This window comes from Sphingobium abikonense NBRC 16140 (assembly GCF_001598335.1).
Lineage (GTDB): Bacteria > Pseudomonadota > Alphaproteobacteria > Sphingomonadales > Sphingomonadaceae > Sphingobium > Sphingobium abikonense.
The window spans coordinates 183,706-206,867 of the sequence record NZ_BCYT01000005.1 but is presented as its reverse complement, the minus strand read 5'-3'; the positions used below and the strand labels follow the sequence as shown (position 1 = coordinate 206,867).

General features: G+C 65.6%; 21 protein-coding genes, 1 tRNA gene and 1 riboswitch. Of the genes, 11 read left to right on the top strand and 11 right to left on the bottom strand.

The window, feature by feature from the left end:
• Positions 1-4: 4 nt before the first annotated feature.
• Together SAB01S_RS08090 and dinB are read left to right on the top strand one after the other, a co-directional pair.
• Positions 5-661, top strand: coding sequence for a hypothetical protein (locus tag SAB01S_RS08090; RefSeq protein WP_062732542.1), 657 nt, complete (start codon positions 5-7; stop codon positions 659-661).
• Between the two features lie 39 nt (positions 662-700).
• Entirely contained in the window at positions 701-1,783 is a 1,083-nt protein-coding gene (gene dinB / locus SAB01S_RS08085) for a DNA polymerase IV (protein ID WP_062732541.1), read from the top strand.
• Between the two features lie 8 nt (positions 1,784-1,791).
• On the opposite strand, the gene SAB01S_RS08080 is transcribed toward dinB, so the two are convergent.
• Entirely contained in the window at positions 1,792-2,619 is an 828-nt protein-coding gene (locus tag SAB01S_RS08080; RefSeq protein WP_062732540.1) for a DUF1134 domain-containing protein, read from the bottom strand.
• A 228-nt stretch (positions 2,620-2,847) separates the two neighbouring features.
• Here SAB01S_RS08080 and SAB01S_RS08075 point away from each other — a divergent pair.
• From SAB01S_RS08075 to SAB01S_RS08065, 3 genes are all read left to right on the top strand, one after another.
• Positions 2,848-2,939, top strand: a tRNA-Ser gene (locus SAB01S_RS08075).
• A gap of 142 nt (positions 2,940-3,081) precedes the next feature.
• Positions 3,082-4,203 carry a histidinol-phosphate transaminase gene (hisC, locus tag SAB01S_RS08070; RefSeq protein WP_062732539.1) on the top strand — a complete coding sequence of 374 codons (1,122 nt, stop codon included), beginning with the start codon at positions 3,082-3,084 and terminating at the stop codon, positions 4,201-4,203.
• 4 nt (positions 4,204-4,207) lie between these two features.
• Positions 4,208-5,113 (top strand): prephenate/arogenate dehydrogenase family protein, encoded by a 906-nt coding sequence (locus tag SAB01S_RS08065; protein ID WP_062732538.1) that lies wholly within the window; start codon positions 4,208-4,210, stop codon positions 5,111-5,113.
• 21 nt (positions 5,114-5,134) lie between these two features.
• On the opposite strand, the gene SAB01S_RS08060 is transcribed toward SAB01S_RS08065, so the two are convergent.
• Genes SAB01S_RS08060 through ftsE form a run of 4 tightly spaced genes read right to left on the bottom strand, consistent with a single transcriptional unit; the run spans position 5,135 to position 8,005 of the window.
• Complete coding sequence (locus tag SAB01S_RS08060) at positions 5,135-5,833, bottom strand: lysophospholipid acyltransferase family protein (protein ID WP_062732651.1); 699 nt, start codon at positions 5,831-5,833, stop codon at positions 5,135-5,137.
• Between the two features lie 14 nt (positions 5,834-5,847).
• Complete coding sequence (locus SAB01S_RS08055) at positions 5,848-6,378, bottom strand: YdcF family protein (RefSeq protein WP_062732537.1); 531 nt, start codon at positions 6,376-6,378, stop codon at positions 5,848-5,850.
• Positions 6,375-7,280 (bottom strand): cell division protein FtsX, encoded by a 906-nt coding sequence (locus tag SAB01S_RS08050; protein ID WP_062732536.1) that lies wholly within the window; start codon positions 7,278-7,280, stop codon positions 6,375-6,377. Before SAB01S_RS08050 ends, SAB01S_RS08055 begins: the two co-directional genes overlap by 4 nt.
• Positions 7,277-8,005 carry a cell division ATP-binding protein FtsE gene (ftsE, locus tag SAB01S_RS08045; protein WP_062732535.1) on the bottom strand — a complete coding sequence of 243 codons (729 nt, stop codon included), beginning with the start codon at positions 8,003-8,005 and terminating at the stop codon, positions 7,277-7,279. The genes SAB01S_RS08050 and ftsE overlap by 4 nt, the downstream gene beginning before the upstream one ends.
• A 168-nt stretch (positions 8,006-8,173) precedes the next feature.
• On the opposite strand from ftsE, the gene SAB01S_RS08040 reads away from it, so the two are divergent.
• Positions 8,174-9,022, top strand: coding sequence for a zinc-ribbon domain-containing protein (locus SAB01S_RS08040; protein ID WP_062732534.1), 849 nt, complete (start codon positions 8,174-8,176; stop codon positions 9,020-9,022).
• A 32-nt stretch (positions 9,023-9,054) separates the two neighbouring features.
• Here SAB01S_RS08040 and SAB01S_RS08035 read toward each other — a convergent pair whose 3' ends face one another.
• The 3 genes from SAB01S_RS08035 to thiC form a co-directional block, all read right to left on the bottom strand.
• Positions 9,055-9,960 (bottom strand): pirin family protein, encoded by a 906-nt coding sequence (locus SAB01S_RS08035; RefSeq protein WP_062732533.1) that lies wholly within the window; start codon positions 9,958-9,960, stop codon positions 9,055-9,057.
• Complete coding sequence (locus tag SAB01S_RS08030) at positions 9,957-10,664, bottom strand: glutathione S-transferase (RefSeq protein ID WP_062732532.1); 708 nt, start codon at positions 10,662-10,664, stop codon at positions 9,957-9,959. Before SAB01S_RS08030 ends, SAB01S_RS08035 begins: the two co-directional genes overlap by 4 nt.
• A 147-nt stretch (positions 10,665-10,811) precedes the next feature.
• Complete coding sequence (thiC, locus tag SAB01S_RS08025; RefSeq protein ID WP_062732531.1) at positions 10,812-12,707, bottom strand: phosphomethylpyrimidine synthase ThiC; 1,896 nt, start codon at positions 12,705-12,707, stop codon at positions 10,812-10,814.
• 41 nt (positions 12,708-12,748) lie between these two features.
• A riboswitch (TPP riboswitch) is annotated at positions 12,749-12,859 on the bottom strand.
• On the opposite strand from thiC, the gene SAB01S_RS08020 reads away from it, so the two are divergent.
• Positions 12,853-13,188, top strand: a complete 336-nt coding sequence (locus tag SAB01S_RS08020; protein WP_439646661.1) for a hypothetical protein — start codon at positions 12,853-12,855, stop codon at positions 13,186-13,188. It overlaps the preceding riboswitch by 7 nt.
• A gap of 6 nt (positions 13,189-13,194) precedes the next feature.
• Positions 13,195-15,315, top strand: a complete 2,121-nt coding sequence (locus SAB01S_RS08015; protein ID WP_062732530.1) for a prolyl oligopeptidase family serine peptidase — start codon at positions 13,195-13,197, stop codon at positions 15,313-15,315.
• A 5-nt stretch (positions 15,316-15,320) separates the two neighbouring features.
• Here SAB01S_RS08015 and SAB01S_RS08010 read toward each other — a convergent pair whose 3' ends face one another.
• Entirely contained in the window at positions 15,321-15,935 is a 615-nt protein-coding gene (locus SAB01S_RS08010) for a TetR/AcrR family transcriptional regulator (protein ID WP_062732529.1), read from the bottom strand.
• 158 nt (positions 15,936-16,093) lie between these two features.
• Between SAB01S_RS08010 and SAB01S_RS08005 the strand changes: the two genes are divergently transcribed.
• Both SAB01S_RS08005 and SAB01S_RS08000 read left to right on the top strand, forming a co-directional pair.
• Positions 16,094-18,448 carry a TonB-dependent receptor gene (locus SAB01S_RS08005; RefSeq protein WP_062732528.1) on the top strand — a complete coding sequence of 785 codons (2,355 nt, stop codon included), beginning with the start codon at positions 16,094-16,096 and terminating at the stop codon, positions 18,446-18,448.
• 90 nt (positions 18,449-18,538) lie between these two features.
• Positions 18,539-19,789: a spinster family MFS transporter gene (locus tag SAB01S_RS08000; RefSeq protein ID WP_062732527.1), complete on the top strand. Its 1,251-nt coding sequence runs from the start codon at positions 18,539-18,541 to the stop codon at positions 19,787-19,789.
• Between the two features lie 68 nt (positions 19,790-19,857).
• Here SAB01S_RS08000 and SAB01S_RS07995 read toward each other — a convergent pair whose 3' ends face one another.
• Together SAB01S_RS07995 and SAB01S_RS07990 are read right to left on the bottom strand one after the other, a co-directional pair.
• Positions 19,858-21,435 (bottom strand): peptide chain release factor 3, encoded by a 1,578-nt coding sequence (locus SAB01S_RS07995; RefSeq protein ID WP_062732526.1) that lies wholly within the window; start codon positions 21,433-21,435, stop codon positions 19,858-19,860.
• A 151-nt stretch (positions 21,436-21,586) separates the two neighbouring features.
• Positions 21,587-22,501 carry an aldose 1-epimerase family protein gene (locus SAB01S_RS07990; RefSeq protein ID WP_157078294.1) on the bottom strand — a complete coding sequence of 305 codons (915 nt, stop codon included), beginning with the start codon at positions 22,499-22,501 and terminating at the stop codon, positions 21,587-21,589.
• Between the two features lie 92 nt (positions 22,502-22,593).
• Here SAB01S_RS07990 and SAB01S_RS07985 point away from each other — a divergent pair, with 92 nt between their 5' ends.
• On the top strand, positions 22,594-23,121 hold the full coding sequence (locus tag SAB01S_RS07985; protein ID WP_062732525.1) for a hypothetical protein: 528 nt from the start codon (positions 22,594-22,596) through the stop codon (positions 23,119-23,121).
• Positions 23,122-23,162: the final 41 nt, after the last annotated feature.

The following is a 23,162-nucleotide window of genomic DNA, read 5'->3' as shown; positions in this document are numbered from 1 at the left end:
GAGCATGCAACGCGCGCTCGCCCTTATCATGCTGATCCCTCTTGGCGGATGCCATGACGGGCCTGCGCGCCAACAGGATGGCGCGACGGTCACGCGGATGACGGCGGCCTCTGCGGTTCCGCCGGTGCCGGCGCCGCAGCCCGTGCAAGCGCCGCCCGCCCCTGCGCCAGCACCTGAACTGGTCGGCGCGGACGTGGCGCGCGCACAATGGGCGCGGTCGGACGACGGCAAGAGCGGGAAGACGCCGCGTTGCGCGCCGCTGGCGCTGGCCAGTGCGGCCGGGGCCGATGGCGTGCCGCGCGCGGCCGATTTCAGCGGCGGCTGGGGCGTGGCGTTCGACCTGCCCAATCTGCGCAGCGCTTATGGCTTTGCCGGCCCTGGTGTCCTGCCCGACGACGAGACCCCGCCCGAGGCGCAGCGCACCCGGCTGGCGCGGCAATGGCCCTATATGCAGGAGCTGGACCAGCTGCCCGCCCCCTCCTTTGCCGGATATGGCCTGTCGGGCGCGGAGCCGTATCCGGAAGACAATCCCGAAGGCCATGGGCTGCAATCCATCGCCTATGTCCATGTCGGCGGCCAGACCTGCACCTATAATGTCTGGAGCCGGATCAGCCGCGCGCATTTGCAGGCGCTGCTGGGCAATCTGCGCTTGCTGGACTGACGTTTCCCTTTCGTTCCTGTCTGTGGCATGAGAAGCGCCATGGACTCGCCCGCGCCGCGCAAGATCATCCATGTCGACATGGACGCCTATTATGCGTCGGTCGAGCAGCGCGACGACCCGTCGCTGCGCGGCCTGCCGATCGCGGTGGGCGGCGGCGGTCCGCGCGGCGTGGTGGCGACATGCAGCTATGAGGCCCGCGCATTTGGCGTGCGGTCGGCCATGCCAGGCGCGCGGGCGCGGCGGCTGTGCCCCGACCTGCTGTTCATCAAACCCCGGTTCGAGGTATATCGCGCCGTATCAGGCCAGATTCGCGAGATTTTCGCGCGCTTCACCGACATCATCCAGCCCTTGTCGCTGGACGAAGCCTATCTGGACGTGACGGTGAACAAGCCGGGCATCGCATCGGCCACGCGGGTGGCGCAGGAGATAAGGCGGATGATCCGCGCGGAAACCGGGCTGACCGCGTCGGCCGGCGTGTCCTACAACAAGCTGATCGCCAAGCTGGCGTCGGACCAGAACAAGCCCGACGGTATCTGCGTCGTCCCCCCGGCCGAGGGCGCCGCTTTCATCGCCGCCATGCCGGTGCGGCGCATCCATGGCGTGGGGCCGGTGACGGCGCGGCGGATGCAGGCCCTGGGCATCGAAACCGGCGCGGACCTGCGCGCGCGCGACCTGGCGTTCCTGCAGGCGCATTTCGGCAACGCAGCGGATTTCTACTACCGTGCGGCGCGGGGCGAGGATGATCGGCCGGTGCGCGAACGCCAGTCGCGCAAGTCGGTGAGCGTGGAGGACACGTTTTTCGACGATCTCATTGATCGCGATGCGCTTGTGACGGAGCTGGACCGGATCGCGGCCAGCCTGTGGTCCCGGATCGAAAAGGCGCAGGCGTGGGGCCGCACCGTGGTGCTGAAGGTCAAGTTCGCGGATTTCCGCATCATCACCCGCTCGCGCAGCTTCGCCGCGCCAGTGCGATCGGCCGAGCAGCTGGCGCAGGCGGGGCGCGAATTGCTGCTGGCGCAATTGCCGCTGCCACTGGGCGCGCGGCTGCTGGGCCTTGGCGTGCATAATCTGGAGGCGGAGGAGGAGAGCGAGGACGGCGCGCAGCTTGCCTTCGCCCTATAACCCGCGCCTCAGAAAGGCAGCCAGTTCCGCTTTTCGCTGAACTTCATATAGCCGGCGTTGACGCCGAGGCGATAGCCGACACCCAGCCGGATCGGGATGAGCACCACATCGCCCCAGCGCAGATAGGAAGCGGTGAAGCCGCCGACCAGATAAGCGGTGCCCTCCGCCGCCGGGAAGCGATGATAAAGGTCCTGCGTGTCGTAGAGATTATAGACGAGGACGAAGGTGTTGGAGGCATTGCCGCCAACGTCGAAGCCGATCGACGGGCCGGTCCAATAGACTTCGCGCTTGCCCTCGATTTTGTGATTGAGCGTGCCCGATCCGTAGCGCAGGCCGACGACAAACGCGCCCGATGCTTCGCGCCCGGCGATATAGGCGTTGGGCCGGCCCTGATCCTTCAGGATTTTTTCGATGATGCCGGCCAGTCCTTCCGCGCCCTTGCCGAACACGCCCTCGGCCGCGCCGATGAGGTCGTCTTCCTGATAGGATTCGCTGGGCGAAGGGGCGGCGGGCGGCGACGCCTGCGTCACCGGCGCGCCGGTCGCGGTCGTGGCGCCCGATGGCGGCGGCGCGCTGCTGACCGGCGGGGGCGCACCGGCGGGCGCATTATAGGTCGCGCCTGCGCCCTGGTTGACCGTGGGGTCGACGCCAGGATCGGTCGGTGTGCTGCTGGCCGCAGGCGGCGGCGCCAGGTCCGCGTCGATGGCGGTGTTGGGATCGATCGTGCGCACCTGCGCCGAGGCGGCGAGCGGCGTCACCGCCAGGCCGGCCACCGCCGCCACCAGTCCCGCCGCGCGCGCGAAGCGGGCGCCCATGCGCCCAGAAATGCCGATCATGCCCGAAGCTCCCCGAAAATCCGCTCTCACTATCATCCTGTAGAGTATCAACCGCCAAGCTGAAACGACAATGAACGAACGGCCAATCGAGTCGATTCCGGGCCGGATCGAATCCCCGCTGGCGGGGGCTGCAAAAATCGTCATGCAGACCCGTTGCCATGCCGCAAACCGCTCGCTATAGGCCCTTCCCTAGCCACTGCCCGCCTTTCCCGGTGGGCAAATTCGTGCGGAGACGTGGGTGAGTGGCTGAAACCAGCGGTTTGCTAAACCGTCGTAGCCTTAAGGGGCTACCGAGGGTTCGAATCCCTCCGTCTCCGCCATTTTTTCCTTTGCCGTATATGTCGCAACCAGGCGTCGGAGGAAAGATGTGCCTGGAGGGGTCAGGCTCCCATCGGTCCGGGCGATAAGGATGCGCCCTACTGCGCTTGGCCTTTTGGCGTCGAGCGGGTAAAGCCCCCGGCCATGACAGACACCATTGCATATCCCGCTGCATATCCCGCGCCCAAGGACTGGATTTTGGGCATTCACGCCTATGTGCCCGGCAAGGCCGCAGCCGATGACGGTCGGCCGCTGGTCAAGCTGTCCGCCAACGAAAATCCGCTGGGAACGAGCCAGGCGGCGCGCGACGCGTTCATGGCCGCCGCCGCGGACATGGCGACCTATCCCGACCCCGCCGCAGCCAAGCTGCGGGAAGCGATCGGCGCGAAGCATGGGCTGGACCCCGCGCGCATCATCTATGGCACCGGATCGGACGAATTGCTGCACCTGGCGGCGAGCGGCTATGCCGGGCCGGGCGACGAGATCCTCTATGTGCGCTACGGCTTTGCCGTTTACGACATCGCCGCGCGGCGCGTCGGCGCGACCCCGGTGATCGCGCCGGACAAGGATTATGCCACGGACGTCGACGCGCTGCTGGCGGCGGTGACGGAGCGGACCAAGGTCGTTTTCCTGGCCAACCCCAACAACCCCACCGGCACCATGACCAGCCGGGCGGAGATTGCGCGGCTGCATGCGGGCCTGCGCCCCGATATCCTGTTCGTGCTGGACCAGGCCTATGCCGAATATCTGGACGAGGACGAAGATGATGGCGGGCTGGCGCTGGCCCGCAACGCGTCCAATGTGTTCGTGACGCGCACTTTTTCGAAAATCTACGGGCTGGCCGCCGAGCGGATCGGCTGGGGCTATGGTTCGCCCGAGGTGATCGACATTCTCCACCGTATCCGCGCGCCCTTCAACGTCACGACCGTGGGCCAGGCTGCGGCGATCGCGGCGATCGGCGATGACGACTGGGTGGCGCGCAGCCGCGCGCATAACAACCAGTGGCGCGAATGGCTGGCGGGCGAGGTCGCTTCGCTGTCCAATTACGGGCTGCGCGCGATCCCGAGCAAGACGAACTTCCTGCTGATCCTATTCGAGGGGAAGCTGACCGCCGAAGCGGCGATGAAGGGGTTGTGGGACGAGGGCTTTGCCACGCGCTGGCTGCCCGGTCAGGGCCTGCCCAACGGCCTTCGCATCACCATCGGCACCGAGGAGCAGACCCGCGCCGTCGCGGCAAAGCTGCGCGCCATGGCGGAGGCCGCCTGACGCCATGCTGCCCTTTGCCCGCGTCACCATCATCGGCCTGGGGCTGATCGGCTCCTCGCTCGCCCGCGCGATCCGGGCGGACATGCCGACCGTGCGCGTGACCGGGCATGACGCCGACGCCGGCGTGCGCGACATAGCGCGGCGGATCGACCTGTGCGACGATGTCACCGACACGGCGGGCGCGTCCGTGACCGACGCCGACCTGGTGATATTGTGCGTGCCCGTCCGCGCGATGGGCGCGGTGGCGGCGGAGATTGCCGACGATCTGCCCGCCGAGGCCATCGTCAGCGACGTGGGATCGTGCAAGGCGGACGTGCTGGCGCAGTTGAGCGCCGCCCTGCCCGGCCGCACCATCATCCCCGCGCATCCGGTCGCCGGCACCGAAAATAGCGGCCCGGAAGCCGGTTTTGCCACGCTGTTCAAGGGCCGCTGGTCGATCGTGACGCCGCCCGCCGATGCCGACCCGGCGGCGATCGAAAGGATCGCCGAATTGTGGCGGCGCGTGGGCGCGGATGTCGAGGTGATGGACCCGGCGCATCATGACCTGGTGCTGGCGGTGACGAGCCATTTGCCGCACCTGATCGCCTACACGATCGTCGGGACGGCGAGCGATCTGGAGGATGTGACCCAGAGCGAGGTCATCAAATATTCGGCCGGCGGCTTTCGCGATTTCACCCGCATCGCCGCGTCCGACCCGACCATGTGGCGCGACGTGTTCCTGGCCAACAAGGACGCCGTGCTGGAAATGCTGCAACGCTTTTCGGAGGATCTGTCGGCCTTGCAGCGTGCGATCCGGTGGAATGACGGCGATGCGCTGTTCAGCCTGTTCACCCGCACGCGCGACATTCGCCGGTCTATCATCGAACAGGGGCAGGATGACGCCAAGCCGGACTTCGGCCGGTCGCACTGAGGACGACCGGGTCGCTGGCGTTCAGGGCCGGGGCGGATTGAGCGCGTTGATGGCGGCGTGGACGATCCGTTCCGCCTCCTTCCGGTCCAGGCCGGTGGGGACGATCGCACCAACCTTGTAGGTGATCGTGCCGGCGCGCTTCATGAAGCGCCCGCGCGGTGACACGCGGCCACTGTCCACCGCGATCGGCACCACGGGGAGGCCAAGCAGGCTGTACAGCCCGGCAAATCCCGATTTGAGCGGGGGCGCTTCGCCATGGGGGACGCGCGTGCCTTCCGGAAACAGGCAGATGGCGCGGCCCTGCTCCGTCGCCGCGCGGGCCGCTGAACGCAGGGCGCGCAGGGCGCTGGCCCCGGCGCTGCGCTCGATCGGGATGAGGCCGTAGCGGCGGGCGATGAGGCCCCAGAGCGGAATGTCGAGCAGTTCGCGCTTGGCCCCGATCGCCGGGCGATCGAACAGGCACAGCATGTCGATGGTTTCGAACATCGATTCATGCTTGATGATATAGAGATAGGGGCCAAGCGGCAGGTCGCCGTCCACCACCACCGTCTGCCCCAATATCCAGCGCGCGCAGCCGCGGTGAAAGCGGCTCCACGCGGTGGCGATGCGCGGCACCATGTCGGGATGGAGGCCGCCGACCAGCATGGCGGCGAGCACGAAAAATAGGCTGCCGCTGTAGAAGATCAGCATGAAGGCGAAGGAGCGCAGCGCGGTCATGATGGCTGTCATAAGGATCAGATGCCGATCAGCGCGGCGATGCGACGCAGCAGATATTTATTATATTCGCGCATCAGCACCGACAGGCTGGGATGGCTGGGCACCGCATCATAGACGATGTGGATGCGCGGGGGCAGCGCCTGGGTCAATTCCAGCGCGGATCGACGCATATGCCAGTCGGTGGTGACGAGCCGGACCGTCTGATAATCGCGGCGCGCCAGCCAGCGCGCGGTTTCAAGGCCGTTGGAACGGGTGTCGATGGCTTCGCGGCCGAGCGTGATGCAGCAATCGAACAACGCTTGCGGCGTATCATATTGCGCCGCCAGCTCCCCCGGTCGGACCGACCGGTCGACGCCGGAAATCAGCATCCGCTTGGCCGCGCCCTTCTGCATGAGGGCGATGCCCCGGTCGATCCGTCCCGGCCCGCCGGTCAGAACGACGATGGCGTCGGTGCGGCGACCGTCGAGCGGTTCGGGCAGGAAGATGGCGAACCAGGCGAAGCCCAGCACCCAGCCGAGCAGCGCCAGCGCGGCCAGGCGCACGATCACAGCGTTCGTCCCAGCGCGCGCAGCACCGTCCAGCGCGCGGTCAGCGTCGCCAACAGCACGCCCGCGACCGGCAACGCGGCGAGGATGAGCCAGCCCTGCCAGGGCAGCGTGATCGCCGCGAGCAGTTCCGATCCGGTCGCGCCCAGTTGCAGCCCGATCAGCAGGATGACGAAAATACCGAAGGAAAAGCCCAGCGCGCCGCCCATCAGCGCATCGAGCCCGATGCGCCGCTGAAACAGGCGAGCGATCTGCACATCGGTCGACCCCATGAGATGCAGCACGTCGATGGTGCCGCGATGGCTGTCATGCGCGCCCCGCGCCGCCAGCACGACGACCGCCGCCGTCGCCAGCATCATCAGCAGGACCGCGCCCAGCGCGAGCAGGCCAAGCGCCGAAAGCAGGCCGGCAAGCGGCGTCAGGAAGGCGGCGTGCGGATCGACGCGCAGCTTGGACGACAGGGCGGCGAGCCGCTGGCGCAGGCGATCGACCTTGGCCCCGGCATCCCCCGGTGTCAGCATGACGTCGATCAGCGCGGGGACCGGCAGGTCGCCGTTAAAGGCCTCTTCGCCCAGCCAGGGGCGCAGCTGATCGGCCAGGACGGCGGACGGAACGGGATCGGCCGTGCGCACTTCGGGCGCGGCGCGCAGCATCCGGAGCGTTTGCGCGGCCAGCGCGGCGCGGGTCTGCGCGTCGGCCTCCACCACCTGCACGCTGGCGCGTCCGGCCAGATCAGCGCGCATCGACTGGACCGCCGCGCCAAGGCCAAGGCCCGCAGCGGCGGCCAGCACCGTCACGAACATCATGATCGCAATGATCCACGGCATCGGCCCCGCCACCCGCCCACCGGGCAGCAGGCGATGACGCGCGGCAATGGCGGCCTTTCGTTCGGCGCGGCCGCTCATCCGCTTTCGCCCCCGTCCTGGTCGGCGCGCGCGCGCGGAGGATAGCGCAGGGTGCCGGTGGGATCGGCGAGCCGCCCCTTGTCGAGCTTCATCATCTGCGCGCCCGACACCTGCGCCATCAAGGGCAGGTCATGGGTGGCGACGACGACGGTGGTGCCCAGGCGATTGAGCGCTTCGAACAGGGTCAGCAGGCGGCGGGCCATGTCAGCGTCGACATTGCCGGTCGGTTCGTCGGCGACGAGGATTTCGGGCCGGCCGATCACCGCGCGGGCGATCGCGACGCGCTGCTGCTCCCCGCCCGACAGGGTGGCGGGCCGCGCGTCGCCGCGATCGCCCAGCCCGACCCAGTTCAGCATTTCCGCGACCGGCGCGTCGACCTCATCCTCCTTCATGCCGGCAACGCGCAGCGGCAGGGCGATATTGTCATAGGCCGACAGATGCGGAACCAGCCGGAAGTCCTGAAACACGACGCCGATGCGGCGGCGAAAGCCCGGCAGGCGCTTACGCGGCAGCGTCACCACATCTTCTCCGAACAGGCGGATGACGCCCCGGCTGGGCCGCTGCGCCAAGTAGAGCAGCTTCAGCAGCGAGGTCTTGCCCGCGCCCGACGCGCCGGTCAGGAAATAGAAACCGCCGCTGGCGAGCGAAAAGCTGACGTCCGAAAGCGTCTCCCTGTCCAGCCCGTAGCGCAGGCCGACATTTTCGAACTGGACGATGGCCGACATGGACGGATTCAGGCGCGGTGGCGCTCCCTGCTTGGCGAAGGCGCAGCCATGGCACAGCGGGCGTGCCGTCGTAAAGCCCGCCCCGCCTGTGGTCGCGAGTCGCGGGCGCGAACGATGCCCTGCGTCTTGCCGCTTGCGCGCGAGTCCAAGCCGTGCCTATGAAGCGAAATGATCCTGCTGTGCCCCAATTGCGCGACCCGCTATGTCGTGCCCGACAGCGCCGTCGGTCCCAATGGGCGCCAGGTCCGCTGCGCGGCGTGCAAGCATAGCTGGTTCCAGGAAGGGGTCGCCCCGCCCGTGCGCGAGGAAGCGGCGCCTGCGCCGGAACAGCCGCCCGAGCCCCCTGTCGCCTCGACAGTTCCGCCGCCTCCGCCCGCATCGGCCCCCGAAGCGCCCGCTGCGCCTGCGGTCGAGGCCGCAGAGGAACCGGTCGCAGCGGCGGAGCCCAGTGCCGTGGACACCGCCGAAGAAGCGCTTCCGACCGCCGCGCCCGAACCGGCGCAGCCCGATCATCGCTTCGACGACATCTATGCCGGTGCGCCCGTCAGCCGGGACGCAGAGGAGAGCTATGCGCCGCCGGTTCCCACCCGCGCACGTCGCAATCCGGTCAAGCTGTGGACCTATGCGGCCGCCGCCTTCTTCTTCATCGTCGCGGCCGCCGGCGGCGCGCTGTACTATTACGGGCCACCGTCCTGGATGGTGGCGATGGGGCTGGTGCCCGAAGAGGGCGACCCGGACCTGCTTTTCTACCTGTCGAAGCCTGCCGAGCGCCGCAAGCTGCCGACCGGGGAGGAATATTTCGCCTTTGGCGCGCGCATCGTGAACAGCGGGACGCAGGCGCTGCCCGTGCCGCCGGTGCTGGTGCAATTGCGCGACCGGCAGAACCGGCTTGTCTTCAGCTGGACGACGAAGGCCGACAAGACGCGGCTGAAACCGGGCGAGGAAGCGTCGATCAACGAAAGCCGGATCGACATTCCCAAGAACGCCGAAAATCTGTCGCTGACCTTCGTTCAATAACGGTCGCGCCATGACGGCGCGCGCCGTCGCCGTCAGGGATAGCTGACGGTCTTGGGCCGGCCCTGCGGGATCGGGATGAATTCCTGATCGTCGCCGGGGATGAGGGGAAAGCGCATCGCGTCCCAATCCTCGCGCGCCTGCATCAGCCGATCCTGACGCGAGGACACGAAATTCCACCAGACATGGCGCGGCGAGGAAAAGGCTTCGCCGCCGCAAAAGACGATCCGGCCGCCATCGACGCTCATCAATGTGGCGGACGTGCCGGGCCGCAGCACATAGAGCGTCTGCGGCGTCAGCGTCATGCCATCGAGTGCGGCATCGCCGCCCGAGACATAGAGGGCGCGTTCGTCGGCGGACGGATCAATGGCGATCCGGCCGCCCGGCGCCAGCTGAATGTCGGCATAGATGGTGTCGGCATAGGTGGTGACGGGCGAGGTTTCGCCCCAGAGCGACCCCATGATGACGCGCGCACGCGCCGATCCGTCCTCGATGACCGGCAGTCCGCCTTCGCCGACATGCTCGAACGCAGGATCCATTTCCTCGACGCGGTCGGGAAGCGCCAGCCAGGTCTGGATGGCCGATAATTTGGATGCCTTTGCCCGGTCTTCGTCGGGCGATCGTTCGGAATGGACGATGCCGCTGCCCGCTGTCATCAGATTGACCGCACCCGGCTCGATCAATTGCTCCGTACCCAGCGAATCGCGATGCAGGAATGCGCCTTCATACATATAGGTCACGGTGGCGAGGTTGATATGCGGGTGCGGCCGCACGTCGATCCCCTGCCCCGGCGCGATCTGCGCCGGCCCGGCCTGGTCGAAGAAGATGAAGGGCCCGACCATCGTGCGCCCCTTGGACGGCAGGGAACGATGCACCTTGAAGTCGCCCAGATTATGGCTGACGGGGGTGATGGTCTGAACAATGAGATCGTCGAAAGTCATGCCGCATCCAGTTCGGGATAATGGCGGAAGATGCCCTCCTCATTGAAGGGCAACCGCCGGTCGCTGGCAAGATAGTCCTGCAATTCGGGCAAGGCCGCAACCCTGTCGTGCAGGGCCGTGAGGGCGGGGAAGCGTCCGCCTAGCGACGCCATGCGCAGCGGAAAGGCATAGGTCAGGCCGGCGACCAGCTGGAACAAGGACAGGTCGGCATAGCCCCAGCGCGCGCCGGCCAGCCAGTTCCCCGGTTCAGAGCCAAGCGCCCGCTCGAAATAGCTGAGATATTTGGGAATGCGCTCGTCACGAAATCCCTCGGCGCGACGCAGCGCCTCCGCCTTCTGGTCCGCATAATAAAGATGGACGCCGACAGGATGATGCACGTCATGCGCTTCGGCCACCATGTCCATGATGGTGAGTTGGAGCTGCGCCAGCCAATAGCGACTTTTGAGGCCTGACGGGCCGCATTCGTGCCGTTCGGACAGATAGAGAAGGATATTGGCGGTCTGGGACACGGTAGCGCCATCGATGCTGAGATAGGGCGGTGCGAAGGCTGGGCCTCGATCATGGCTGGCCATGTCGGCCATCAGCGCCTCACCCCCGTCTTCCCGCGCGCAGTCCCGATAGGCGATGCCGCAGGCTTCCAGCGTCAGCCGGACAAATTCGCCCCGGCCGGGAATGGTCGGCCAGTACCAGAAGTCATAGGCCATCGGGACGCTCCTTGCTGTCATTCGAAGGCGGAACGCGGGGGCGCGGCATATGGTTTATTCGGAGCAGAAAAAGTCGGACTTTTAAGGGTGGCAGGCGCTGGGCGGACGGCGTTGCGCCGCCCGCCCGTGCCAAGCCGTTACCGCCCGTCAGTCATGGTCGCGGCCACCGGCACCCATATAGAGCTCGCTGCCGGTTTCCTTGAACAGCTTGCTCATCTCCTCCATGCCCTTGAGCGCGGCGTCCTTGCTGGCCTGCGCCACTTCCGCGCCGGTGAGGCCCGCTTCGAGGAAGCCGTCGGCGGGCTGGTTCTTCTTCGCGGCGAAGTCGCGCACTTCCTGCGTGATCTTCATCGAGCAGAATTTGGGGCCGCACATCGAGCAGAAATGCGCGGTCTTCGCGCCTTCGGCCGGGAGCGTCTGGTCATGATATTGCTCGGCCGTGTCGGGATCGAGCGACAGGTTGAACTGGTCGCGCCAGCGGAACTCGAAGCGGGCGCGGCTCAGCGCATCGTCGCGGACCTGCGCGGCGGGGTGGCCCTTGGCAAGGTCGGCGGCATGGGCGGCGAGCTTGTAGGTGACGACGCCGACCTTCACATCGTCGCGGTCGGGCAGGCCCAAATGCTCCTTGGGCGTAACGTAGCAGAGCATCGCCGTGCCATACCAGCCAATCTGCGCCGCGCCGATGGCGCTGGTGATATGGTCATAGCCCGGCGCGACATCGGTGGTGAGGGGCCCGAGCGTATAGAAGGGCGCTTCGCCGCAGACTTGTAGCTGCTTTTCCATATTCTCCTTGATCTTGTGCATGGGCACATGGCCCGGCCCTTCGATCATCACCTGCACATCCTGCTTCCAGGCGCGGTGGGTCAATTCACCCAGCGTGTAGAGTTCGCTGAATTGCGCTTCGTCATTGGCATCGGCGATGGAGCCGGGGCGGAGGCCGTCGCCAAGGCTGTAGGCGATGTCATAGGCCTTCATGATCTCGGTGATCTCGTCGAAATGATCGTAGAGGAAGGACTCTTTGTGGTGCGCGAGGCACCATTTCGCCATGATGGAGCCACCGCGCGACACGATGCCGGTGACGCGCTTGGCCGCCATCGGGATATAGGCCAGGCGCACGCCCGCATGGATGGTGAAATAGTCGACGCCCTGCTCCGCCTGCTCGATCAGCGTGTCGCGGAAGATGTCCCACGTCAGGTCTTCGGCGACGCCGCCGACCTTTTCGAGCGCCTGATAGATGGGGACGGTGCCGATCGGGACCGGCGAGTTGCGCAAGATCCATTCGCGCGTGTCGTGGATGTTGCGGCCGGTGGACAGGTCCATCACCGTGTCAGCGCCCCAGCGGATCGACCAGACCAGCTTGTCGACTTCGCTCGCCACATCGGACGCGACGGCGCTGTTGCCGATATTAGCGTTGATCTTGACCAGGAAATTGCGGCCGATCGCCATCGGCTCGGATTCGGGGTGGTTGATGTTCGACGGGATGATGGCGCGGCCGCGCGCGACCTCGTCACGCACGAACTCGGGCGTCACATAGTCGGGGATGGATGCGCCGAAGCTCTGGCCATCGCGGATGTATTCGGCGAGGCGAGCGCGGCCCAGATTCTCGCGCTCGGCGACATATTCCATCTCGGGCGTGATGATGCCGCGGCGGGCATAATGCATCTGGGAGACATTGCCGCCGGCCTTCGCGCGGAGCGGGCGCTTGACGACATTGGGGAAGGGCTGGACGCCGCCGGTCCGGTCGGGGCCTTTGAGGCCGTTATCCTCGGGCTTGACGGCACGCGCGTCATATTCCTCCACGTCGCCGCGACCCATGATCCAGTCGCGCCGCAGCGCCGGCAGGCCCGCCATGATGTCGATGCGGGCATTGGGGTCGGTATAGGGGCCGGACGTGTCATAGACGCGCACGGGCGGCTCGCCGCTCGAAGGTTCAAGGTCGATTTCCCGCATCGCGACCTTGAAGGGGCCGACATGGATTTTGCGCGACCCGCGAATGGGGCCGGTGGTCACGCGCATTTCGGTGCGGGCGGGGACGTCTGCCATGCTATGCTCTCCTTACGACGGAGAGAGAGACTGCGGGCGGGTTGAAGGCTCGCTACCCTCCCTACGCCAGTGTCAACTGGATCAGGTTCAGCGGGTCGCGGCCACGTCAGCCGCCTCTCAACCGTCTGTGGACGGTCCCCCGGGGATGCTGGACATGATAGGGGCTTGGGCGCACAAGGTCCAGCAGCTTATGAGCCACGACAGCATCCCGGACCTAGGCACCAAAGCCGGCCGCAAGGCTTTCCGCCACGAAATGCGCATGGTCGCGGTGCGACCGCGCCGGTGGGGGTTGTGGCTGCTGACGGCGGGCGCACTGCTGATGATCCTGCCGTCCGCGCTCGACCTGCACGCCATCTTCGGCTGGTCGCCCAGCGTGCTGGGGATCATGCTGATCGCTGTCGCGTTACCCCTGCTGATCGCCGCTGCTGTGTTGCGGCGGCGCTATCGCCGGGGACGCATGACCATCTCCAGGGGGGACTGACCGCGCATGAAGAGGATTTTGACTTTGGTTTCCGCTGCCTTGCTGACCGGCGCGGGCGCGCCGCCCGCATCTACGCCCAATCCATCGGATGACCCCTATATCTGGCTGGAGGACTGGACCGGCCCGCGCGCAATGCAATGGGTGGAGGCGGAGAATAAGGCGACGGAGGCCGCGTTCCAGAATGATCCGCGCTATGCCGACTATCACGCGCAAGCGCTTGCTATCGCGTCGGCCAAGGACCGGATCGCGATGCCGATGCTGATCCATGGCCGCGTCTATAATTTCTGGCGCGATGCCGATCATCCCCAAGGCATCTGGCGCTGGACCAGCGAAGCCGATTATGCGCGCGAAGCGCCCAACTGGACCACCGTGCTGGACCTGGATGCCCTGTCGAAGGCGGACAGCAAGAAATGGGTGTGGAAGGGCGCGTCGATCCTCGACCCCGACGAACGGCTGGCGCTCGTCAACCTGTCGGATGGCGGCGAGGATGCGGTCAGCCTGCGCGAATTCGATCTGGAGACGGGCCAATTCGTGGACGGCGGCTTTTCCATCCCCACGTCCAAGCAGAATGAGGCGTGGCTGGACCGCGACACCATCCTGATCGCGCGCGACTGGGGGGATGGCACCATGACCAAGTCGGGCTATCCCTTCGTGGTCAAGGCGCTGAAGCGCGGCGAACCGCTGTCGAGCGCGCGGGAAATCTATCGCGGGGCGCAGAGCGATCAGGTCGGCACCTTCCCCCTCGTCCTGTCGGACGGGTCGGGCAATCGCGCCGCCTTCCTCTATCGTGGCGTCACCTTCTTCGGCAACGAAACCTATCTGGTCGATGGCGCGCAGGTGAAGCGGTTGCCGCTGCCCGCAAAGAGCAATGTGCAGGGCATGGTGGATGGCCAGGTGCTGATCCAGACCAGCGAGGCCTGGCAAAGCGGCGGCGTCAGCGTGCCTACGGGCGCGCTTGTCGCCGTGCCGTTGAAGGCGCTGCAATCGGGCGAGACGCTCAAGCCGCAAATCCTTTTCGCCCCGTCCCCCCGCCAGTCGGTCGACGGCGTAGCGGCGACCAAGGGCCATGTCATCCTGGCCTATAACGATAATGTGCGCGGCCGGGTGATGGTGCTGACGCCGGGCACGGCGGGATGGACCAGCAAGACGGTCGACCTGCCCGATAATGCCACCATCTCCATCGCTTCGGCCAGCGACAAGAGCGACAAGGCCTATCTGTCGATCGCGGGTTTCCTGGCCCCCACGACGCTGTGGGAAATGGATGCCGCCAATCCGGCCCCGCGTCAGGTGAAAGCCATGCCCGCCCGGTTCGACGCCGAGGGCCTGGTGGTCGAACAGTTCGAGGCGACGTCGAGCGACGGCACGAAAATCCCTTATTTCATCGTCCATGCCAAGGACATGAAGAAGGACGGATCGACGCCGACGATCATGACCGCCTATGGCGGTTTCGAAATCCCGATGACGCCCAGCTATGCCGCGATTACCGGCAAGCTGTGGCTGGAGCGGGGCAACAGCTTCGTCCTTGCCAACATTCGCGGCGGCGGCGAGTTCGGCCCAGCCTGGCATGAGGCGGGCCTGAAGACAAAGCGGCAGATCATCTATGATGATTTTGCGGCCGTGGCGCAGGATATTTTCGCGCGCAAACTGTCCAGCCCGGACAAATTCGGCATTTACGGCGGGTCGAATGGTGGCCTGTTGATGGGGGTCGAGTTCAACCAGCATCCCGACCTGTGGAATGCGGTAGTGATCCAGGTGCCGCTGCTCGACATGATCCGTTACGAGCAGATCGCGGCCGGTGCGTCCTGGGTCGACGAATATGGCAGCGTCAGCGTTCCGGAGGAAAAGGCGTTCCTCCAGACGATTTCGCCCTATGCCAATATCCAAAAGGGCGTCGACTATCCCACGCCCTATATCTGGACCACGACCAAGGATGATCGGGTCGGCCCGCAACATGCCCGCAAATTTGCCGCGCGGCTCAAGGAATATGGCATTCCCTACCATTTCTACGAGGATACCGCCGGCGGCCATTCCGGTGACGCCGACATTGAACAGGGCGCGCGGTTGCAGGCGATGCAGATGGTCTATTTCAGCCAGCGGCTGGAGGGTAAGGCAGCTAACGAGAAATAGCGCCCTCAGTCGTTCCGGCCGATCCCCCGCTCGATCAACGCATTGGCGATGGCAGCCACCTCCTCGGCCGGGCGGCTGTCATCCCACACGCCATAGCGCAGCCCCAGAAAGACATTCATGCCCATGATTGCCCAGGCATGAACCTCCTCCACGTCCGGCCGCACATCGCCGCGCGCGGCGGCATGGGCCAGGCGCGCGGCCATGCGGCTGGCAGTATTTTCATAATGGGCGCGATAGGCGGCCTGATCGACGAACTCCGCCTCGTCGATGATGCGGTAGATTTCCTTGTGCGCTCGCGCGAATTCCAGGAAGCTCAAAAGGCCGATGCGTTCCGCGTCGATGCCGTCGCGCGCCTGCGCGATCCGGGGTGAGACATAGTCGCGCACCTGACCCGACATGTCATTGACCAGCGCGCGGAAAATATCGTCCTTGCTGTCGAAATAGGTGTAGAAACTGCCCAGCGCGCAGCCCGCCCGGCGAGTGATTCCGCTGATCGACCCGTCGTGAAATCCCTTCTCGCCAAATTCCGCCGCTGCGGCCGACAATAAGGCGCGTCGGGTGCGTTCGCCGCGCGCGGTGCGCGGAGCCTTGTCATCCTTCGCGGCGTCGCCAGCGCTCATCTGCCTCTCCCTCTCCTGTGTTCTTTTTGCCGCAGTCACGCCGCGCCGACAGCGACCTCCTTATTTGAAGTTGAAAGCTGGTTCAACTTTCATTATCGAATCGGATCAAGGACGCGATCCGGCAGACCGGGCGCCCCATATTCAGGAGAGGAGTCCCCATGAAGGCCCGTCAGACCATTCGCACATTCGCGCTCGCCTCTGCCGCCTGGAGCGGCCTCGCTGCCCTTCCCGCGTTGGCGCAGGACGCCGCGACGCCGCCCGCCGCCGCCAGCGAAGAGGACAGCGCCGCCATCATCGTCACAGCCCGCCGGCGCGAGGAAACGCTGGTCAGCGTGCCGATCGCCGTCAGCGCCTTTTCCGGGGCGGCGCTGGAACGCAGCGGCGCGATCGACATCAGCGACCTCGCCAATGTGACGCCTAACACCACGCTGGAAGCATCGCGCGGCACCAATTCGACGCTGACCGCCTTCATTCGCGGCGTGGGCCAGCAGGATCCGGTGTCCGGCTTCGAACAGGGCGTCGGCATCTATCTGGATGATGTCTATCTCAACCGGCCGCAGGGCGCGCTGCTGGATATTTACGATGTCGAGCGGATCGAAGTGCTGCGCGGGCCGCAGGGCACGCTTTATGGCCGCAACACCATTGGCGGCGCGGTCAAATATGTGACGCGAATGCTGCCGCAGGACTTTTCGCTCAAAGTGAAGGGGACCTATGGCAGCTATGACCAGGCCGATGGCATCATCAGCGCGTCGGCGCCGATCGGCGACCTGATCCGCGTCGGCGGCGCCTTTGCCCGCCTGTCGCGCGGCGGTTTCGGCAAGAACCTCACCACGGGCGAGGATAATTACAACAAGGATATCTGGGCCGGGCGCGCCACGTTCGAGATGGGCGGCTATGGCGAGCCGGTGCTGATGCGGATCACCGGCGACTATACCAAGGATAACAGCAACGCACGCGGTGGCCACCGCCTGATCCCGGGCCAGGTTTCGGGTGCGCCGGTGCTGGACGATGTGTTCGACACACGCGGCGGCCTGGCCGACCCCAGGCAATATGTGAAGTCCTACGGGCTTTCGATGAATATTTCGGCCGAATTGTCCGACGCGGTGACGCTGCGCTCGATCAGCGCCTGGCGCAAGGATGACAGCGCATCGCCGATCGACTTCGACGCCTTGCCAGCGGTCGATGTCGACGTGCCCGCCTATTATTTCAACGAACAGCTCAGCCAGGAATTCCAGCTGCTCTACGACAACGGGCCGCTGAAGGGCATGGTCGGCTTTTATTATCTCGACGCCAGCGCAGACACCCAGTTCGACGTGCGCCTGTTCACCACGGTCCCGGGCCTCACCGCCTTCACCCAGGCGAATGTCGATACCGAAACCTACGCGGTGTTCGGCGACTTCACCTTCGACATTTCGCAGCAGCTGAGCGTGTCGGCGGGCGGGCGCTATACCTGGGACAAGCGCCGGGCCGACATTTTGCGGCAAAATTATCTGGGCGGCGGATCGCCCGTCTTCGGCGGCGCGGGCACGGCCTTTGGCGCGCCCAGCACCAATTTCCGGGGCGAAAGTGAATTCAAGAAATTCACGCCGCGCCTGTCGGTCAGCTACAAGCCGACGCCCGACCATAATATCTATGCCAGCTGGTCCAAGGGGTTCAAGGGCGGCGGCTTCGACCCGCGCGGCGTAGGCGTCAACGCGCCGGACCTCAATGGCGACGGCATCCGCCAGGACAGCGAGGTCGCATCCTTCCTCAGCTTCGCGCCCGAGGAAGTCGACAGTTATGAAGTGGGGTATAAGGGCAATCTGATGGACGGCGCGCTCTATGTCGCGCTCGCCGGCTTCTATGCCGATTACAAGGATGTGCAGATCCCCGGATCGGTCGCCTGCGACGTGGGGGGCATCCCGTCCTTCTGCGGCGTCGTATCGAACGCAGGCAAGGCGACGTTCAAGGGCGTCGAGTTCGAAAGCAATGCGCGGCTGGGCCGCGACATGATGACGCCCGGCGACCGGCTGAACCTGCAGACAGCGATCGGGTTCATCGACGCGGAATATAAGGAATATATCACCAATATCGGCGGCGTGCCGACTGACGTCGCACGATATCGCGAGGTGCAGAATACGCCCAAATGGACGGCGAGCGGCACCTTGTCCTACCAGACGCCCGTAGGCGACGGCAGCCTCTATGCCGGGACCACCGTGTCGTGGCGGTCCAAGACCTATCAGTTCGAAATCCCCAACCCCTATATCGACCAGAAGGGCTTTGCGCTGTGGGACGCCAGCATCGTCTACACGGCGCCCAGCGACCGCTGGAGCATCGGCCTGCACGGCAAGAATATCCTGGACAAGGAATATAAGACGTCGGGCTACACCTTCGTCGTCGCAGATCCGACGACAGGCGCGATCGTCAACAATGCGGCCGGATTCCCGACCCCGTCGCTGGGCCGCGAAGGCACGCTGACCGCTTTCTACGGCAATCCGCGGCAGGTGTTCGTGACGGGATCGATCAAGTTCTGATGAGTACCCTCCGTTCGGTTCGAGCTTGTCGAGAACCCTTCGCGCGATGGTTCTCGACAAGCTCGAACTGAACGGAGATGGGTACAAGCCATGACCGAAAAAATTGCATCCCCCCGATACCGCGCCGTCGTGCTGGCGATGCTGTTGCTGGTCTATACGTTCAATTTTCTCGACCGGCAGATTCTGGGCATATTGGCCGTGCCGATCAAGGCGGACCTGCAGCTTAGCGATACGCAGCTTGGCGCTTTGGGCGGCATCGCCTTCGCGCTGCTCTATTCGACGCTGGCGATTCCGTTGGCGCTGCTGGCCGACCGGACCAGCCGCACCTGGGTCATCACCGTCAGCCTTGCCATCTGGAGCGGTTTTACGGCGCTGTGCGGCGTGGCGTCCAGCTTCGTGCAGATGTTCCTGTTCCGCATCGGCGTGGGCATCGGCGAAGCGGGCGGGGTCGCGCCATCCTATGCGGTGATTTCCGACTATTTCCCGCCGCACCAGCGCGCGCGGGCGCTGTCCATTTATTCGCTGGGCATCCCGCTGGGATCGGCGGGCGGCGTGCTGCTGGGCGGCTATATCGCGCAGGCGGTCGAATGGCGCACCGCCTTCATCGTCGTGGGGCTGCTCGGCATCCTGATCGCGCCCGTCTTCCGCCTGGTCGTGCGCGAACCCGCCCGCCCGGTTCAGGCCGCCGACGCCGTGCCGGTCAGCGCCGTATTCGGCATATTGGCGGCCAAGCGCGGCTTCTGGCTGCTGGCGCTGGGCGCGGCGTGCAGTTCGATGTGCGGTTATGGCGTCGCCTTCTGGCTGCCCAGCCTGCTGATGCGCAGTTTCGGCCTGGACCTGATGGGCGCGGGACAGTTTCTGGGCGGATTGCTGCTGATCGGCGGGGTGGCCGGCGTGTTGCTCGGTGGCTTTCTGGGCGACCGGCTGGGCGGCCGCGACAAGGCCTATTATGCCTGGGTGCCGGCGGTCAGCTATGTGGTCGGCATGCCGCTGTTCGTGATCGGCGTGCTATCCGACAGCGTCTCCTTTGCCTTCGCGCTGTTCCTGATCCCCCAGGCTTTGGTCTATGTCTGGCTCGGTCCGGTGCTGACCGCCGTCCAGCATTTGGTCCCCGCGCATATGCGGGCCAGCGCGGCGGCAAGCTTCCTGCTCATCAACAACCTTGTCGGCCTGGGCCTGGGCAGCTGGGCGGTGGGCAGCCTGTCGGACGCGCTGACGCCGGCCTATGGGAATGAGGCGCTGCGCTACGCCATCGTCGCGGCGCTGGGCTTTTACCTGCTGGCCGGCCTGTTCATGGCGCTGGCGGGCAAGGCGTTGCGTCGCGACTGGGTGGCGGCGTAACCTCTCAAGAAACGGGACGCTCTGCGCGGACCGTTTCTCGACTTCGCTCGAAACGAACCGACTAGCAGTTAACGCTCTCGGGTGGCGCTGAACTTTACTTGGGGGTGGCGTTCCTGCTGGTAGCCGATGTCCCAGGCGCTTTTCGCCATGAAGACGAGGTTGCCGTCGCGATCCTTGGCTATGTTGGTGCCATTATAGGCGACCAGATCCTTGATCGCGGCGTCGTCGCCGCTGATCCAGCGGGCGGTATCGAAGGGCGAGGGTTCAAGCCCCGCCGCGACCTTATATTCCGCTTCCAGACGCGAGATCAGCACTTCGAGCTGTAGCTGCCCCACGACGCCGACGATCCACTGGCTGCCGATTTCGGGGTAGAAAACCTGGATGACGCCCTCTTCGGAGAGGTCGTCCAATGCCTTGCGCAGCTGCTTGGTCTTGGTCGGGTCCTTGAGCGCCACGCGGCGCAGGATTTCGGGCGCGAAATTGGGGAGGCCGGTGAAGCGCAGGCCGGGTTTTTCGGACAGCGTGTCGCCCACGCGCAGCGCCCCATGATTGGGGATACCGATAATGTCGCCAGGAAAGGCCTCATCGGCCAGTTCGCGGTCCTGCGCGAAGAAGAGGATCGGCGAATGCACGGCGAGCGGCTTGCCCGAGCCGGATGGCGTCAGCTTCATGCCGCGGCGGAACTTGCCCGAAACGAGGCGCATGAAGGCGATGCGGTCGCGGTGCATCGGGTCCATGTTCGCCTGCACCTTGAAGATGAAGCCCGTCACTTCGCTCTGGTCCGGCTCGACGGCGGCGGGTTCGGCGGGCTGGGCACGCGGCGGCGGGGCGTGCTGGCCGAGCGCATCGATCAGTTCGGTGACGCCGAAGAGCTTGAGCGCAGATCCGAAATAGACCGGGGTCAGGTCGCCTGCGCGATAGCGGTCGAGATCGAATTCGGCATAGCCGCCCTGCGCCAGTTCAGCGTCCTCGCGCAGTCGTTCGAGCGCCTGTTCAGAGAGGAGTTCGCCAAGCTTCGGATCGTCGAGGCCGGAGACATGCGCCTCCTTGCCTTCAAACTCGCGCGACGGGCCGCTCGGCTGGCGCAGGCGGTTGGTGGCAAAGTCGTAGATGCCTTCGAACTCGCCACCCATACCGGCGGGCCAGCTCATGGGACAAACGTCGAGTTGCAGCTGGTCGGCGACCTCGTCCAGAAGGCCGAAGATTTCGCGGCCCTCGCGATCGACCTTGTTGACGAAGGTGATGATGGGGACGTTGCGCAGGCGGCAGACCTCGAACAGCTTGCGCGTCTGCGGCTCGATGCCCTTGGCCGCGTCGATCACCATGACGGCGGAGTCAACGGCGGTCAGGGTTCGGTAGGTATCCTCGGAAAAATCCTCGTGCCCCGGCGTGTCGAGCAGGTTGAAGGTGATGGTTTCGCCATCGCGCGTGCGCTCGAACGTCATGACCGAGGAGGTGACGGAGATGCCGCGCTGCTGCTCGATCTTCATCCAGTCGGACCGGGCGCGGCGATTGGCCCCGCGCGCCTTGACCTCACCGGCAAGGTGGATCGCCCCCCCTTCCAGCAGCAGCTTTTCAGTGAGCGTGGTCTTGCCCGCGTCAGGGTGCGAGATGATGGCGAAGGTGCGGCGAGAGGGGATGGTCATATTGGGTCCAGACAAACAACAGCCGTTCGTGCTGAGTAGGGACTGAGCATGGCGAAGGCCCGTATCGAAGCATTCGTGCCCAGGCCGATCCTTCGATACGCCATTGCGGCTTCGCTCAATGGCTACTCAGGACGAACGGAAACGGGGCTATCTAGTCCGCAACAAGCGTCACGTCCATGCGGAAGCTGCGGCTCTCGCCCGGCAGCAGCGCCATGATGCTGGGCTTGTCCCAGACATCGCCGTCAAAGCCCACCAGATCGGCCATGCCCGCCCAGGGTTCGACGCACAGATAATGGGCGCCGGGCTTTTGCCAGAGGCCAAGCCAGGGCGTGTCGGGGAAGTCGATTTTGAGGTGCGGTCGGCCCGGCACGCCCCAGGTGAGCGAGCGGCTGGCAAGATCGTCCCAGATCAGCGCGTCGCCTTCAAACATGGCATGGGTGGGCGCGAGCGTATCGCCTTCGACCGGGGAGGCTTCGCTGTCCCGCGCGATCAGGCCGGGTTCTGCCCCCACACGGCGGATCGGCGCCGGCTCAGGCTTTTCGAAGACGATGCGGTGATCCTCCACCGCGCCGCCAAAGGGAAGCGGCCAGGCGAAGGCCGGGTGATAGCCGAAGGAAAAGGGCATGCGCGCTTCGCCGCGATTGCTGACTGTCGCGGTCATGCGCAAGGTTGCGCCTTCAATCGCGAAACGCATGTCGAGCCGGAAGTCGAACGGATAGACGGCACGCGTCGCCGCGTCCGCTTCGAGCCGCAGCAGGACATGATCGGGTGCCTGCTCTTCCAGCGCGAAACATTCGCGGCGCGCGAAGCCATGTTGGGGCATGGGAAATGCGTGGCCGCCCAGACGGTAGACATCCTCGCGCGAGCGCCCGACGAAGGGAAAGAGCAGCGGCGCATGCCCCGTCCACCAGCGCGGATCGGCGTCGGTCATCATTTCGCGACCCTGCGCGTCCCTGAGCGACCAGAGTTCCGCCCCCATGGGGTCAATCTGCGCGGTCAGCGACGCTGAACGTATGACGATGCGATTTTCGGGCAAGCGGGCCTCCGGCAATGACAGGACGCGCATATCAATGCGCCGCCCGCCTGTCTGCCATCATGTCGTTTCGCTTCTGGAACCAGAGGGGTTCATCGCCGGTTCTGCAGCCGGAGGATCGAACAATGAAATATATGGGATTGGCCGTGATGGCCGCTACTCTGCTCGCGGGAACAGCGTCGGCGCAGGAAAAGGAAAAAAGGGACGACACGATGGACAAGGCCGGGCGAATCGCGAGCCAGCCGGCGCGCGACATCGGCCTCGACAAGGATGAGATTCCGCCGATCCTGACCAAGGCGGTGGACAATCCCTATGCCGCCCCGGCCAGCCGCAGTTGCAAGGGGCTGAACCGGGAACTGGGCGCATTGAACGCCGTGCTGGGCGACGATTTCACCGCGAGCAAGGAAGCCAATGAGAATCGCACCGGCAAGATCGCGGAGGCGGTCGGCAAGACGGTGGTCAATTCGCTGATCCCGTTTCGCGGCCTGGTGCGCGAGATCAGCGGCGCCGCGCCCGCCGAGCGCCGGTTGCAGGCGGCCGTGACCGCCGGCATTGCGCGCCGCGGCTATATTCGCGGCATGGCGGCGGCCAAGGGATGCAAGATCGCGCCGATCGCGCCGGAACCGGCAGCGAAGGGCGGTAACAAGAAATAAGCCAGAAACGGTGCTCCCGCCCCGGCGGGAGCACTCTGCCT